Origin of the sequence: Brevibacterium antiquum (assembly GCF_016107655.1) — a bacterium.
GTDB classification, from domain to species: domain Bacteria; phylum Actinomycetota; class Actinomycetes; order Actinomycetales; family Brevibacteriaceae; genus Brevibacterium; species Brevibacterium antiquum.
The window spans coordinates 43,499-58,928 of sequence record NZ_JABASX010000002.1 but is presented as its reverse complement, the minus strand read 5'-3'; the positions used below and the strand labels follow the sequence as shown (position 1 = coordinate 58,928).

General features: G+C 63.9%; 12 protein-coding genes. 4 read left to right on the top strand and 8 right to left on the bottom strand.

Going from position 1 to position 15,430, the window contains the following annotated elements; all coding sequences use genetic code 11:
* Positions 1–30 precede the first annotated feature (30 nt).
* Entirely contained in the window at positions 31–1,032 is a 1,002-nt protein-coding gene (locus JFC13_RS03580; protein WP_198395749.1) for a hypothetical protein, read from the bottom strand.
* A complete protein-coding gene (dcd, locus tag JFC13_RS03575; RefSeq protein ID WP_198395748.1) occupies positions 1,029–1,607 on the bottom strand; it encodes a dCTP deaminase in 579 nt (192 codons plus the stop codon). The genes JFC13_RS03580 and dcd overlap by 4 nt, the downstream gene beginning before the upstream one ends.
* A gap of 287 nt (positions 1,608–1,894) precedes the next feature.
* On the opposite strand from dcd, the gene JFC13_RS19795 reads away from it, so the two are divergent.
* From JFC13_RS19795 to JFC13_RS03560, 3 genes are all read left to right on the top strand, one after another.
* On the top strand, positions 1,895–3,340 hold the full coding sequence (locus JFC13_RS19795; RefSeq protein ID WP_198395747.1) for an LPXTG cell wall anchor domain-containing protein: 1,446 nt from the start codon (positions 1,895–1,897) through the stop codon (positions 3,338–3,340).
* 96 nt (positions 3,341–3,436) lie between these two features.
* The gene (locus JFC13_RS03565) at positions 3,437–4,399 is read left to right on the top strand and encodes an ATP-binding cassette domain-containing protein (RefSeq protein WP_232488166.1); all 963 of its coding nucleotides are present in this window, start codon (positions 3,437–3,439) and stop codon (positions 4,397–4,399) included.
* Positions 4,400–4,517: 118 nt separating this feature from the next.
* Positions 4,518–5,477 (top strand): hypothetical protein, encoded by a 960-nt coding sequence (locus JFC13_RS03560; RefSeq protein WP_198395745.1) that lies wholly within the window; start codon positions 4,518–4,520, stop codon positions 5,475–5,477.
* 178 nt (positions 5,478–5,655) lie between these two features.
* On the opposite strand, the gene JFC13_RS03555 is transcribed toward JFC13_RS03560, so the two are convergent.
* From JFC13_RS03555 to mmsB, 3 genes are all read right to left on the bottom strand, one after another.
* Entirely contained in the window at positions 5,656–7,599 is a 1,944-nt protein-coding gene (locus tag JFC13_RS03555) for an NHL domain-containing thioredoxin family protein (protein WP_198395744.1), read from the bottom strand.
* 164 nt (positions 7,600–7,763) lie between these two features.
* Complete coding sequence (locus JFC13_RS03550; protein ID WP_198395743.1) at positions 7,764–8,522, bottom strand: YggS family pyridoxal phosphate-dependent enzyme; 759 nt, start codon at positions 8,520–8,522, stop codon at positions 7,764–7,766.
* 304 nt (positions 8,523–8,826) lie between these two features.
* The gene (mmsB, locus tag JFC13_RS03545) at positions 8,827–9,732 is read right to left on the bottom strand and encodes a 3-hydroxyisobutyrate dehydrogenase (RefSeq protein ID WP_198395742.1); all 906 of its coding nucleotides are present in this window, start codon (positions 9,730–9,732) and stop codon (positions 8,827–8,829) included.
* A 164-nt stretch (positions 9,733–9,896) separates the two neighbouring features.
* Between mmsB and JFC13_RS03540 the strand changes: the two genes are divergently transcribed.
* Positions 9,897–10,772, top strand: coding sequence for a LysR family transcriptional regulator (locus JFC13_RS03540; protein WP_198395741.1), 876 nt, complete (start codon positions 9,897–9,899; stop codon positions 10,770–10,772).
* A gap of 64 nt (positions 10,773–10,836) precedes the next feature.
* Here the strand turns inward: JFC13_RS03540 and JFC13_RS03535 are convergent, their stop codons facing one another.
* The 3 genes from JFC13_RS03535 to JFC13_RS03525 all read right to left on the bottom strand — a co-directional run bounded on the left by JFC13_RS03535 (position 10,837) and on the right by JFC13_RS03525 (position 15,421).
* Positions 10,837–11,583: a 3-hydroxybutyrate dehydrogenase gene (locus tag JFC13_RS03535; RefSeq protein ID WP_198395740.1), complete on the bottom strand. Its 747-nt coding sequence runs from the start codon at positions 11,581–11,583 to the stop codon at positions 10,837–10,839.
* A 147-nt stretch (positions 11,584–11,730) separates the two neighbouring features.
* Complete coding sequence (locus JFC13_RS03530; RefSeq protein WP_232488165.1) at positions 11,731–13,086, bottom strand: MFS transporter; 1,356 nt, start codon at positions 13,084–13,086, stop codon at positions 11,731–11,733.
* A gap of 256 nt (positions 13,087–13,342) precedes the next feature.
* Positions 13,343–15,421 carry a cytochrome c oxidase assembly protein gene (locus JFC13_RS03525; RefSeq protein ID WP_198395739.1) on the bottom strand — a complete coding sequence of 693 codons (2,079 nt, stop codon included), beginning with the start codon at positions 15,419–15,421 and terminating at the stop codon, positions 13,343–13,345.
* Positions 15,422–15,430 lie beyond the last annotated feature (9 nt).

Here is a 15,430-nt window from a genome sequence, read left to right as displayed (position 1 = left end):
GCGAGCTGGGGCTGCGGGCTGGAACCTGCGTCAGCTGCGGAGCTGGCTGCTCGTGACGAGGAAGCCCATCTCATCCAGGCCTGTGCCGTCACAGCCGATGAGCAGTTCTGCTCCGATGCTGTCGACGAGGCCGGCCACCTTGTTGCGCATTCGCCGGAAACGACGGGTCGGGACTGGCTGGTAGCGCTTCGACTCGGTATCCATCCAGTGCACGTGGTACTCGATCAGCGGCATCTGAAGATGCTTGCCGATGATCGGCGGCACCCAGTCAGCCTCCGATACGCGGATCTCAATCATGCCTGCCTTCTCGCTGATCTCCCCGAGAGGGACGAGGAGCGAATAGCCGTCGAGGATGACCGGTGCCGAGGGATCGAAGAGCGGATCGTCGATCGTGGCCTGAGCCAGGACTGCCTCGTCGGGCGTCGGCAGCGCCTGCTGGAAGGCGTGCGGAGCGTGCTTGCGGACGAGCGACAGCGCCACGTCGGGCTCGAGCCAATAGGACGAGTAGAGGTAGAGGTCGATCTTCGCCTCCGGGTCGGGCACGATGACCCGAGTCGGCAGGCCCGCTTCGTCCGCGAGGCGGACACCGGTGTGCAGGCGTGATGCGACGCCCAGGATGAGGCTGAGCATCCGCTCCTCCTCCCGGTCGGGCAGCCCTGCCGGGAACGCCTCATGGAGTCCGTCTGCGTCGCTGAACCAGTCCGGCGGCGGGACCGGTTCGCGGTCTCGGGGGCAGTCGATGACTACCGCGTGATGAGCCCAGTCGGGAACCTCGAGCGCGGCGATCGCGGCAGCATCGAGGTCGACTCCCTCACTCAGACGCGAGTGTCGACTCAGCTTCAGCTGGCCTCTTTCATCCAGGCGGGGCGCGAGGTCGGGAAGCCTGTTGTGCACGAGCGCGAGCACATCGGAGACCTCGACCCCTTCGTCGAGGAGAAGCAGATGGAAGCCGCGCAGGTCCGCCGAGACATCCGTGTCGCTGACACGCTCGGCGGCCTCACGCTGCATCCGCAGCTCTCGGCGGGTGGTCACATGCCCCTCCGGTAGAAGTTGAGGTGAGAACGGGAGGCCGTGGGGCCCTGCTGCCCCTGATAGCGGTTGCCGGTGGCCTGCGAACCGTAGGGATTGAGCGCAGCCGAGCTGAGGCGGAAGAAGCAGAGCTGGCCGATCTTCATTCCCGGCCACAGGGTGATGGGCAGAGTCGCGACGTTCGAAAGCTCGAGAGTCACATGACCGTTGAACCCGGGATCGATGAAGCCTGCCGTGGAGTGGGTCAGCAGTCCAAGGCGTCCTAGTGACGACTTGCCCTCCAGCCGCGCGGCCACATCGTCGGGCAGTGTGACGAGCTCGTGCGTGGAGGCGAGCACGAATTCGCCCGGATGCAGCACGAACGGCTCTCCTGGCGCTGCTTCGACGAAGCGGGTGAGTTCGGGCTGATCGAGACTCGGGTCGATGACCGGGTATTTGTGGTTGTCGAACAGACGGAAGTAGCGATCCAGGCACACGTCTACGCTGGCTGGCTGGATCAGAGAAGGGTCATAGGGGTCGAGGGCGATGCGTCCGGAGTCGAGCTCGGCGCGAATGTCGCGATCGGAAAGGAGAGTCACGTATCCGATGGTAGTCGCCCCGGGCTCAGGAGTGCAGTGAGCAGTACCCACGAAGGGGCGAAATTGCTCACAGACTCCGCGACACACCGGAGTTTGGTAACGACTCGATAACGATCAGTGGTGTTTTTGCTGGTTTTCTCCCGTGTGTCTCCCCACAGCCGATCGTGAATGCCTTAGAGTTAGGAGCTGTACGAACCCGCGCACGATGGTGCCTTCCTCTTCTTAAGCCAAGGAATGCCGGGAGTCCATCGTCTTTCGTGGGTTGACAACGAACGAAAGGCATTACTGTGAAGACCTCGCGTCTTGTGCTTGCCCCCGCAGTAGCCGTTGCATTGACAGGTCTTGCTGGCGCTCCCGCGTTCGCAGCGACAGAGTCCGCTCCGGTGCCGGCAGGCCCGCTCTGTGCACATGAAGGTGCGCAGCAGTCAAACGACCCAGATTCCAAGGTTCCCGACAGCTCGGACCCGCAGGCGACACTGTCTGCGGCACAGGTCACCCGGGCCGATATCGCGGATCGCAAAAAGGGCATCGGATTCTCCGGTACCGGATTCACCCCCGACAGCAAGGCGACCGTCACGGTCGTCGGTACCGACGGGTCCAAGTACTCGCCGGAGACCAAGCTGACCGTCGACGACAAGGGCAAGGTGTCCGGCACCTACTTCTTCTCCGTCACGGACAACGCCAAGGTTCCTTCCGGCGAATACTCGCTCTACCTCACCGATGAGAAGACCGAGAAGGACTCCTCGAAGGTCTCCTTCGAGGTCGTGGCCAGTGACTCGGACATCGACGAGGACGCCAAGGGCTCCGGTTGCTCACCTGCAACAGGACCGGCCCCAGAACCGTCCGAGACCGCGACCGATGAGCCATCCGAAACGTCGGCTCCGACCGAGACCAAGTCGGAAGAGCCGAGCGAAGAGCCCACGGAGACCAAGGAAGCCCCGAAGCCCGCAGCTCCGAAGCCGACCGAGACCGAAACTCAGACTCCGGAACCGACGGAGACGGAATCCGAGACACCCAAGCCCACGGAGACCGAAACTCAGACTCCCGAGCCGACCGAGAAGGAGTCCGAGACTCCCGAGCCGACCGAGAAGGAGTCCGAGACTCCCGAGCCGACGGAGACCGAGGACAAGTCGGAGGCCCCTGCTCCCACCGAGGCCGGGCCCGAAGCTCCGGAGTCGGACGCTCCGAAGGCAGAGCCGTCGGAGACGACCGCTCCGGCCAGCCCCGGCACCGATGACGGTGAGAAGAAGGCCGCGGCAACCGCGGCCCAGGCGCTCATCATCGACCCGACCGAGATCAGCTCCGAGGACTTCCTCAATGAGGGCATCAAGCTCGGCATCACCGGCGCGCAGCCAGGTGAGAAGATCACGATCACGGTCGAGCATGCTCAGGGCAAGGTCGATCGCTACACGATGACCAAGGAAGCCGATTCCGAGGGCAAGGCGACCTTCGGCGTGCAGGCGAAGGTCAAGGCTGTGCTGGGAACGTACAACGTCACAGCCCAGGCCGACAGCTTCGACAAGGCACAGGGCGGCAGCTTCACCGTCGTCACCAACGGCACCTCGGTCGATGAGGGCGGGGAGAACGGCAGCGACAGCGGCAGTGACCTGCCCCGCACCGGTGCCGAGATGACCGGACTGGCGCTCGGAGTCGGACTCCTCGTCGTCGGTGCCGCAGCCGTCGTCATCACTCGTCGGCGGATGACCGCCTCCGACGATCCTGCGGAGTTCTAAGATCCGTTGAACGATGAATTGTCCCTAGCGGGGCTGCACCTCGGCAGACACCAGATCGATCTCGGTCGTCTCCGAGCAGGGACAATGCTCGGTCTCATGGGCAGCACGGACAGCACCACTGAGGTGGTGCTGTCCGTTGCTGCGCGCTCCGACGTCGCACCTCCGCCGCGGTTCCCGACCGGGCTCCGGTCGGGTCTCACACGTGTGCGCAGGTGGGTCAGAACATATCTTCGCGAAGCCAATGCCGGATCTGGGGAGGCGGCATTGGCTCTGGCGTGCACGGAGTTCGGAGTCAACCCTGACGTCCTGAGGCGCCGGTTCGGCGAACTTGATGCCGGTGAGCGTGCGAAACTCGGCCTGGCCGTGGCCTGGGCGAGCGGCTTGCCGTGGTTGACCTTCATCGACCCCTTCGCTTCCGTCCCCGGACATGTGCGCGCCGGCCTGCGCGGTCGTCTGGCCGATCTGGCCGCAGCGCACGGCCGCGGGATCGTCTTCACCTCGAATACACTGACCGACTTCACCGTCGCCGAGGCGGGGGTGGCCGATATCGAAAAAGGCGAGCTCGTCTCGTTCGGCACTTTGGAACAGGTCGTCACGGAGCCCAGGGGCTCCCTGCCGGCCGAACTCAGCAGGGTCAACGTCTACTCCGGGCTGGCACGCAAGGGCTGGCTGTCGATCGGGCACTCTGCGGTGAAGGCTCGGACCGAACTCGACGGGAAGGTCTTCGTCACTCTCGGGTGGCGCAGTGCTCTCCTGTCCTTGGACGAACACGACCCGGCGTTCACCTCGGCGACGGTGTTCGAAGCCGTCGTCATCGGACTGCGCGACCGCGGCTCCTGTCTGCAGGCGAAGCTGTCGCCGGTCGACACCGAGATGGGACTCGCCCTCGACGTGGACCTGGCGGATCTGGCTGGCGTGTCCGACAGCGAGAGCGGATTCGGCGTGCTCCACCCCAGCCTCGGCGAGTCGATCCCCGCCCTGCGTGCCAACGTCAAGGTCGGCACCCACGTCTTCGTCGAGGTCGACACCCAGGCGCTGCACGCGTACTCGGTGGAATGACCCCACCGGCGCGCGTCCGACTCCCCTGCCCGCGCGTCCTCGCCGTTCATAGAGCCGGGTGGCGGGCAATTGGCATTACACTGAAATTCCTTCATCCCCCACCGAATCAGGAGACGCAATGCGAACTTCGCGCAAGCTTCTGATTGCGGCGCTCCTGGTCATCGTCCTCACCGTGGCAGCAGTTCCCCTCCTCAACCTCACCGTCTACACTCCTGCCCGCGCCGCTGAAGCCTATATTTCCGCGATCGAGGATGCCAACGCCGAACGTGCGTTCTCCTATCTCGCCTCTCCCACCCCATCGTCGACTCTGGCGCTCAATCATGATGTGCTCTCTGCCGCCCCTGACCTGCCGCGCGATGCTGAGGCGACGACGGTATCGATGGACGGCGACCATGCGAAGGTCTCGCTGAGCTATGTTCTGTCCTCGCAGACGCAGACCGTGGATCTGTCGATGATCAAGCTGCCGGCGACTGCCGGACTGTTCGACCGGTGGGCGATCGAGCAGGAGGAGTGGCCGACCCTCGACCTGCAAGTCGAAGGGTCGTCAACGGCCACGGTCAACGGCTACGGAGTCGCCGCCGGAACGGTACCCGTGCTGTTTCCGGCCACCTACCTCGTCGGCTTCGATGCGACCTACCTCAAGTCGAAGCCCGAACGCGCCGAGGTGATCGCCCCGACCGACACCGCCCAGATCGCGCTCTCGCCCGAGCCCACGGCGAAGCTGGAGCAGTCGGTCGATGAGCAGGTCACCGAGCATCTGCAGAAATGTGTGAAGTCGAAGACCCTCTACCCCTCGGACTGCGTGTTCGGCTACGAGACGGACAACGAGATCCTCGGCGATGTGAAGTGGTCACTGGCTCGCGAACCAGAGGTCAGCCTGACCGCCTCGGGCAACGATCTCGAGCTCACCCCGTCCACGGTCGAGGTGCGCATCCAGGGACGCTATCGCGACATCGTCACGGCGGCCGAGCACGACTTCGACGAGACGCTCTCCTTCGAAATGGGAGGTTCCGTCGTCGTCAAGTCCTCGCAGGTCCGCTTCGATCCCCGCCGCCTCGGCGACGTGACCGTGAAATAGCTGCCCAAGGGCTGTTACGACGGCTTCACTGGTCCTTCAGGCCCCGCGCAGCAGCCGTCGCGACTGAGCCCCGCGCAGCAGCCGTCGCAACTGAGCCCCGCGTCATTGTGGACTTGCGTGCGAGAAGTTCGCGATTTTCGAACGTAAGTCCACAATGACGAGCAGGTTGCGGCGGGCCTTAGGCTCCGCGGAGGTCGAGGGTGAGTTCGGCCGGAGCTGCGGCGACGAGGTCGACTGGAATGCCCCAGTCCTGCTGGTAGAGGTGGCACGCGGCGTGCAGGGGGATCTCTCCGCCTGGTTCGCCATCGCAGGCAGCGGCTCGTGCGGTCACGTGCAGGACCCCTGACTTGAGTTCGGGGTTGATGACGATGTCGCGCTTCAGTCCTTCTGCGCCGCCGTCGCCGGAGACGATCAGCTCCGGTGGTGTCGACGAGACCTGCAGATATGTGGGGTCTCCCCACCGGTCATCAAGTTTCTGACCTGCTGGAACAGTGAAACTCACGGACACTGCCACTGGGCCCGAGGAGATCTCAGTCGAGGGGCGCTTGCTGGTCAGCGCACCCTCGTCGACTCGTTGGGCGTTCTTGGGCAGCTTCACTCTGGTCAGGGCGTGCGAGGCCGATTCGACGATGAGGAGCTCGGCCGGTGCGGAGTCGGCGGCGTCGAGGACGAAGATGTCGGATGGTTCGCGGAGGCCGCGCGCCAGAGTCGAAACCTCGTTCGTGGTGAAGTCATAGCGGCGGATCGCCCCGTTGTAGGTGTCGGCGATCGCGATCGATCCGTCCGGCAGGCTCCGCACTCCCAGCGGGTGCTGCAGTCTGGCCTCTGCGGCGGGACCGTCACGGAAGCCGAAGTCGAAGAGTCCTTCACCGATGAGCGTGGACACAGCTCCGGTGTTCGGGTCGAGACGTCGGATTGCCGAGGTCTCCGAGTCGGCGATGAGCACCTCGCCATCGGAGGTGAGGTCGAGGCCCGATGTCTGCGCGAACCATGCGCTGTCCGCATCACCGTCGGCCAGGCCCTCGTTCATGGTGCCCGAGAGCAGCCGGATCGACCCGGCTTCGGGGTTGAACGACCAGATGGTGTGGTTGCCGGCCATCGCCACAACAACCTCGGCGGTGGAGGGGACGTAGAGGACGTCCCACGGTGAGGACAGCTTCACGTCGAGGGCGGGGCCGTCGTAGCGGCCGAGTTCCCTGTGGGTGCCGACCACGTTGTCGATCGCGCCGACCATGTGCTGAGCTCCGGTGCCGGCGATCGTCGTCACGGTTTCGGTCTCGAGGTTGATGCCGCGCAGGGTGTGGTTGACGGTGTCGGCGACGACGAGGTGGTAGCCGACCTTCGCCGCCATGTCCCTGGGAAGGACGGTGATGCCGCCGGGTTCGCTGAAGGACGCCTGCGCGAAATCGCCGTCGCCCGCGCCGCGTTCGCCGGTGCCGATGCGCCGAATGATGTCCTGGCCCGAACGATCGTATTCGACGAGGCTGTGGTGTCCCGAATCGGCGACGAGGAGATTGCCCGATGGCAATGCGGTGACCTTGCCGGGGTAGAACAGCTCGGTCTCCGGTGCTGGCGGCGGCACGTAGGGCCCGTCGCCGGAGTGCAGTGTGCCCTTCGCCGAGTGCTCCTCGATGAGTCCTTCGATGATCTCACCGAGGCCGGCACCATGACCTTCGCCCGACAGGGTCGCGACCAGGTAGCCCTCTGGGTCGATGACGGCCAGCGTGGGCCAGGCACGGGCGGTGTATGCCTGCCAGGTGACGAGGTCGGGATCGTCGAGGACGAGGTGTTCGACCTGGTAGCGTTCGACTGCCTGATCAACGGCTTCGACGGTGCGTTCGAACTCGAACTTCGGCGAGTGGACGCCGATGATGACGAGCTCTTGTGCGTACTTCTCCTCGAGCGGACGCAGCTCGTCGAGCACGTGGAGGCAGTTGATGCAGCAGAAGGTCCAGAAATCGAGCAGAATCACCTTGCCGCGTAGATCGGCCAGGCTCAGCTCCTTGCCGCCGGAGTTCATCCACCTGCGGCCGATGAGCTCGGGTGCGCGCACCTTGACCTGGTGGGACTGCGCGGCGGCAGGCGCCGCGGACGCTTGGGATTCCTGCGGACTGGTGTTCATAGCTCCATCTTCACAGATTCACCGCCGCGGTGGGAGGCCTGGTGTCATCATGTGACCAAAGCCCCAGTCCTCGAACGTGACGGTCAGCCGTGGGTGTCTCAGCAGTGGTCGCCGCTTGCCTCAGGTGTGGTCGCCGCTTGCTTCAGGAGTGGTCATTGCTTGCCTCAGGTGTAATCGCGGGCACCGAACACACTGGAACCAACGCGGACCATGGTCGCACCCTCGGCGATTGCGAGCTCGAAGTCGTTGCTCATGCCCATGGACAGCTCAGTGGCGTCGGTTGACATAGCACCCGAGGCGATGAGCTTCTCGCTGAGTTCTCGCAGGTCAGCATAGCTGGGACGGATCTCTTCCGGTGTGCGTCCGGGCAGACCGATCGTCATCAGACCACGCAGTCGCATCCGCGTGTGGTCCCGGAGTTCAGAGATGAGCGCCTCCGTCTCCTCGGGCGCGATCCCGGACTTCGAATCTTCGCGGGAAGTGTTGACCTGTACGAAGAAGTCCACAGTCTGGTCGAGGACCTCAAGACGGTTGTTGATCTTCGTCGCCAGTTCCAGATTGTCGACGGACTGGATGCAGTGCGCATGGCGCAGGGTGTGATTGACCTTGTTCTTCTGCAGAGGACCGATGAGGTGGGCTTCATGGTCCAGATCGGCCAAGTCGTCTGCCTTGCCGACCAGCTCCTGCACCTTGTTCTCCCCGATGAGGGTGAACCCATGTTCGAGGGCCACTCGGATCTTCGCCGCCGGTTGAGTCTTGGTCGCGAGCAGAACCTTCACATCATCACTCGTCCGACCGTTCGCCTCGGCGGCGGCTGCCGCACGAGTGGCCACCTCGTCGAGGTTGTCTCTGATGGAGGCGATGGCGTCAGGTGCCAATGATTCTGGTGTGTTCTGTGATTCAGGTGTGCCTGGGGAACTCATGCTTCAAGTCTTACATGTACCCGTCGAAGTTGCAGGTTCTGCCCGTCGGAGACGCAGGCCCTACCCGTCGGAGTTGCATGTCGCCGGCACCGCGCCCTGTTGCACAGCAAACGGTTGGTAAGTTCACCTCGACGCTCGCTCGTGGATCGAAGAGAACTGACCAACCGTTGGTGTCTGTGCGGCGGAACGAGGCTGTCAGCTGCCGCGCACGTCGCTGTTGCCGTCGCTGCCGTGCTCATCGCAGCGGTGCTCATCGCAACGACGCCCATCGCAGCCGCGTTGCGTCAGATTCGCGCGCTCGTCCTTATTCGGGCAGGCCCTCGGCCTTGGCGTCGATGTTCTTGATCAGCGCCGAGGTGTCGAGGCCTTCGAGGCCCGCGTCGACGAGCTTCTGCAGCTGAGCGTGGACGAGCTGCGCTGCAGGCAGGTCCACGCCCTGAGTCTCGGCACCGGCGAGCGCGAGGCCGACGTCCTTGTGCATGAGTGCCGCGGCGAAGCCGGGCTTGAAGGAGTTGTTCGAAGCCGCGGTCTCCGTCACGCCCGGCACCGGATACCAAGTGCGCAGGGGCCAGGAATCTCCGGAGGAGACCGTCGCGATGTCATAGAAGACCTTCGGGTCGAGACCGAAGCGATCAGCGAGCACGGCCCCTTCGACGACGCCCTGCAGGCTGATCGAAAGCATCATGTTGTTGACGATCTTGGCAGCCTGACCCGCGGCTTCGCCACCGGCGTGGAACATGTTGCCGGCCATCGGCTCGATGAACGTCTTCGCCTCGGCCACGTCCTCATCGGTGCCGCCGAGCATGAAGGTCAGCGTGCCTGCCTCGGCACCGGTGACGCCGCCGGACACGGGACCGTCGACGAAACGGAAGCCGGCTTTGGCCGCTTCCGCATGCAGTGCGCGGGCGGAGTCGAAGTCGATCGTTGACGAGTCCACGAGGAGTGTCTTGGTATCTGCGTGGGCCAACACGCCGTCGGCCTCGAGGTAGACGGCGCGGGCGTGCTCACCTTTGGGCAGCATCGTGAACACGATGTCGGCTCCGGCGACCGCCTCGGCGATGGACTTCACAGGATTCACCCCGTGCTTGGCCGCCTCTTCGACGGCGATCTCGACGAGATCGAAGCCATTCACAGTGTGACCGGCCTTGACCAGGTTCGCTGTCATCGGACGCCCCATGTTTCCCAGGCCGACCCATCCAATTGTCGACATAAAATGCCTCCTCGCATCATGTTCTTCAAATGCTGCTGAGTCTGTAACGCAGCTGCTGCAGTGTTCCCACTCACATTACGCCAGTCGCTCGACCAACACCTGTCGAGCGGAATCACATATTCCGCACCAGATATGTGCGTGCACGCAGATAGGATGGAAGCACTATGGCTTCATATGCACCAGGCGGATCCGGTTCGCAGATCTCTCCCGAAGATCTGCTGACGCTGCTTGCCGTGGCTCGGCTGGGCAAGTTCACGGCCGCTGCGCACAGCCTGGGCCTCAACCACACGACAGTCTCCCGACGCATCGCCGCCCTGGAGAAGGCCTATGGCGAGCGTATGCTCGTGGCCTCACCCGACGGCTGGGAGCTCAGCGCTGCCGGACGTCACCTGCTTCCCGTGGCCGAGGACATCGAGTCTGCCCTGGGACGCATCGACGCCCACGCCAGCTCCGCCCTGTCAGGGACAATCCGTTTGGCCTGCCCGCAGGCCTTCGCCCTTGAATTCGCGGTCCCGGCCCTGACCCAGCTGCAACGCAGCCATCCCGGTCTGCAGTTCGAACTCATCACTGCCACGCAGCGGGCCCGGCAGTACCGTTCGGGTGTCGATATCGAGGTCGTCGTCGGCAGGCCGGACGCACCACGCAGCGTCGCGAAGCACATCCGCGACTATCGGCTCCAGCTCTACGCCTCCCGTGAGTACCTGGCGTCCCACACGATGCCGACGACGCTTGATGATCTTGCCGAGCACCGGCTCATCTACTACATCGAGAACTCGCTCCAGGTCGATGACCTCGACGAGGCGGGCAATGCGCTGCCGCGCGGCAAGGGGTTCTTCCGCTCCACCTCGGTGCATGCGCACGTGCTCGCCACGTCGAACGGAGTCGGGATCGGGATCCTGCCCGACTTCCTCGCCGTGGGCAACAGTCGCCTCGTGCAGGTGCTGCCCGAGGAATTCTCGAAACCGGTCTCCTACTGGGCCTCGGTCCGCCACGAATCCCTGCGCAACGCAGGAGTCCGCAGCGTCCTCGAGGTCCTCTGAATCGGGCCTGCACTCACGCTGCCTCGAGCCTGGTTCTGCGCGGCAGCTCAGTCATCCGCAGGCCTCAGGCGGCGGACCAGCCGCCGTCGACACTGTGTGCGCTGCCGTTGATGACGGCGGCAGCATCGCTGGCCAGGAACAGTGCCAGAGCGGCGATGTCGCCGGGATCAGCAAGCTTCGGCACGGCAGAATGTCCGAGGAAGACCTGTTCGAGAACCTCGTCCTCGGTGATGCCGTTCGTCTTCGCCTGATCGGCGATCTGACCCTTGACCATCGGTGTCATCACATAACCAGGGTTGATCGCGTTGCAGGTCACACCGTGCGGACCGGCTTCCAATGCGGTCGTTTTCGTCAATCCCATGAGCCCGTGCTTGGCCGCCACGTAAGCTGATTTGTTCGCCGAGGCGCGCAGCCCGTGGATCGAGGAGAGGTTGATGACCCTGCCCCATCCCTTGGCGTACATCGCGGGCAGCGCTGCCTTGGTCAGCACGAACGGCGCTTCGAGCATGAGCGTGTTGATGAGTCGCCATTCGTCGAGCGGGAATTCCGTGATCGGATGGATCCGCTGGATGCCGGCGTTGTTGACCAGGATGTCGACGTCGAGGTCGACTCCATCCAGCGCCGAGGTGTCTGCGAGGTTGACCGTCCACGCCACTCCTCCGATGTCGCTGGCTACGGCTTCCGCAGATTCCGCGTTGACGTCGGCGACGATGACGTGTGCTCCGGCTGCGGCGAAGGCTTCGCTCATCGCCTTGCCGAGGCCGGAGGCTCCCCCAGTGACCAGGGCGCGCTTCTTGTTGAGATCGACCATTGCAGTCCCTTCGATCGTGTCGTAATTCGACGGTGTTGTCCGCTGTTGTGTTGTCCGCTGTCATGCATTCGGGCGGTGCCGACGATCATCGGCACCGCCCCGAATTCCGAACTCACTGGTGTGCGTTCGAGTGCTGAGGTGTGAGTATCAGCGCTTCACCGCGTGACGGCGGTCCTTGTCCACCTGGTCCAGTGAACGCAGATCGATGCCCTTCGTCTCCTTTGTGAACAGAAGCGCGACCATCGAGATGATGGCGGCAGCCAGGAGGTAGAACGCGATCGGCACCGAGGAGTCGAACTTCTGCAGCAGCGCAGTGGCGATGATCGGAGCGAACGATCCGGCCACGATCGCCGTGACCTGGTATCCGGTCGAGACACCCGAGTTGCGCATGCGGGTAGGGAACATCTCTGACATGATCGCCGGCTGTCCGGCATACATCAGTGCATGGAAGATGAGCCCCAGCAGCAAGGCGAGGAAGATCATCACACCGCTGCCGGTGTCGTACATCGGGAAGGCGAAGAAGCCCCACGAAGCGGTGAGCACGATTCCGATGCCGTAGGGCAGCTTGCGCCCGACCTTGTCCGCCATCGCCCCGACGAGGGGCACGAGCACGGCATGGATCGCGTGGGCTCCGAGAAGGAGCCCGAGGATCTCTGCGGCTTCGATCTTGACCGCGATCGCCAGGTAGGTGATCGAGAAGGTCACCACGAGGTAGTAGTGGATGTTCTCGACGAAGCGCAGCCCCATCGCGGCGAAGACCTCACGCGGGTAGCGCTTGAAGACGGCCTTGATTCCGTAGTCCACGCCCTCTTCGATCTCCTCAGCCTGGACCTGTTCGAAGATCGGAGCGTCGGAGACACGGGTGCGGATGTAGTAGCCGATGAGCACGATGATGGCTGAGAGCCAGAAGGCCACACGCCAACCCCACGACAGGAAGTGCTCTTCGGTCAGTGTTGAAGTGAGGACGAAGAGCACGCCGGTGGCGAGCAGGTTGCCCAGGGGCACGCCTGACTGCGGGAAGGACGACCAGAAGCCGCGTTCCTTGTTCGGTGCGTGTTCGGCGACGAGGAGAACAGCTCCGCCCCATTCGCCACCGACTGCGAACCCTTGGACGACCCGCAGAAGAACCAGAAGAATCGGGGCGAAGGGCCCGATCTGGTCGAAGGTCGGCAGGCATCCCATGAGGAATGTGGCCGCACCGACAAGGACGATCGACAGCTGCAGCAGCTTCTTGCGTCCGTATTTGTCACCGAAGTGGCCGAAGACGATGCCGCCGATGGGTCGAGCGATGAAGCCGACCGCGTAGGTGGCGAAGCCCGCCAGGATCGGTGTCAGAGGGTCGTCCGACGGTGGGAACAGAATGTGGTTGAACACCAGGGTGGCGGCCGAACCGTAGAGGAAGAACTCGTACCACTCGACGACGGTTCCTGCCATCGAAGCGGCGACGACCTTGCGCAGTTGTGCGCGTATCGTCTTCCTCTCGGCATTGTTCGAAGAACTCATGACTCTCCTTGATTTCCACGATCCGCATCACCGTTGAATGCGCGGATCGACTCGCTGTGGCGTCTCGACCCGTGCGGAGGTGAACCTGCAAGCCCCTGCAATGCGGCTTCAGGTCCACGTCATCGGCGCGGGTTGCGTGACGCTGTGGATGAATATGATCCATGCAACAGTCTGCGCCATCCGGCAGGCGATTGGGTGCAGAAGGGGCTCGAATCCGGGAATTATCTGTGCACATTCCCGCACACGAGGTGTGCAGTCATCTGCTCCTCTGACCACTGTTCGCGTCGCGCTGGGCCATGTTGGCGAGCATGTCGTTGTAGGCGCGAAGTTCCGCGTCGTCGGTGCGCGCTTCGCTGCGGTCGATGCGCTTAGCCTCTCGATCCGAGGACTTCGACCATTGGAAGGCCACCATGATCGCAATGAACAGGGTGGGGAATTCGCCGATGCCCCAGGCGATTCCGCCGCCCGTCTGCTGGTCTTCGATCGCCGAATAGCCCCAGTCGGCGCCGATGTTGCCGAACCAGTCGCCCTCGATGAGGACTTCGGAGCTCATGATCGAGATCCCGAAGAACGCATGGAAGGCCATCGTGATGAGCAGCATGAGCAGTCGCAGCGGATATCCCGGGCGTTCCACGCCGGGATCGATGCCGATGAGAGCCTGGGCGAACAGATAGCCCGCGCCGAGGAAGTGGATGATCATCAGCTCGTGGCCGAGGTGCCATTCGAGCGCGTACTTCATCACGCCCGAGTAGTAGAAGATGACGAGGGAACCGGCGAAATTCACGCTGGCGAAGATCGGGTTCGCGAAGAAGCGCATATACGGGGTGTGGACGAGCCAGAGCACCCACTCGCGGATCCCACGCGAACCGTCCGTACGAGCCTTCGTTCCACGCATGAGCATCGTGATGGGTGCGCCGAGCACCATCGGCAGAGGCACCACCATGATCAGGAGCATGTGCTGGATCATGTGTCCGGAGAACTGGATCTCACCGTAGACCCTGGCGCCGCCGGAGGTGACGTAGACGAGGAAGATCATGCCGAGCAACCAGCAGATCAGGCGATGGACCGGCCAGGAATCACCTCGGCGCCGGAGATTGACGAAGCCGACGATGTAGGCCGTGGCCAGACCCACGGCCACGACGACCCACAGCGGGTCCAGGGACCACTCGGTGAAGTATCGGGCAAAGCTCGGCGGCGGAGGAAGCGGCTCGCCGGTGAGGATCTCAGCCGGCGACGGGTCACCCACCGGCTCCTGTGAGACCGGGGGCTGGGACCGCGACAGAGCGACCGCGAGGCCCATCGTGGCGCCGAAGATGACGAACTCGACGATGATGAGCCGCCAGAATTCCCTGGTCGCCGAGGCTGCGGTGCCCAGACGGCGGATGACGAACTGACGGTGCCAGAACCCGATGAGACCGAGCAGAATCGTGGCGAAGGCCTTCGCCACGATCACCTGCCCGTAGGGAGTCATGACGTCAGCGAGGCTGTGCACGCGCAACAGCGAGTTCACCACGCCGGAGAAGGCAACGAGGGCGAAGGCGATGAGTGCGAACGAGGAATAGCGTTCGATCGTACTGCGCAGGTGGTTGGAGCGGGCAAGGTCCGAGCCCAGGAGGGCGATGACGAAGAGGCCGCCCAACCAGATGGTGACGCCCAGCAGGTGCAGACCGATGCTGTTGACGGCCTGGGTGTGTCCGGAGGCTTCAGCGGAGTGTCCCATCAGTGCCAACGGGATCATCACGCCGACGCCGAGCACGCCCGCCGCTGCGATGCCGAGGTAGCTGCGTGTGCCGAAGCACAGAGTCGAGGCGACGGCGATGAGGACGACGATGAGTGTCCAGAGCTGACCGAAGGCGATCTGGGTCAGGAACACACCGAGCTGATTGGAGAAGTCCAGGTAGGCCTGTGCGCCGACGGTGTCGGCGAAGGTGAGGACGAGGACGGCCACTGCAGAGATCGTCCAGACCACCGATGCCACCTCGGCGATCTTCAGGGTCTTCTCCCAGAGCGAATTGAATGGGAGCTCATCGGCAGTGCCCGACTTCGCGGCCGCGGGGCTCGTCTTCCTGTTCCGGCTTCGCCCCTGTGTGCGGGGCAGGATGAGGAGGGCGAACATCAGTGCGCCCAGAGTCAGTGCCATCGAAATGTTGAAGAAGAATTTCGCGGCCGGAAGACCGAATCGCACGTAGGGGCCGGGGTCGTTGAGGAGTGTTGACTCCGCTGCTCCGGTGAAGAGCATCGCGGCCATACCCACACCGAGGCCGCCGATGACGACGAGGGGAACAGCCGCGCGAGACGCGAATCGGGTGACCGATTCGAAGACTTGAGTGCTCACTGGTGGCAG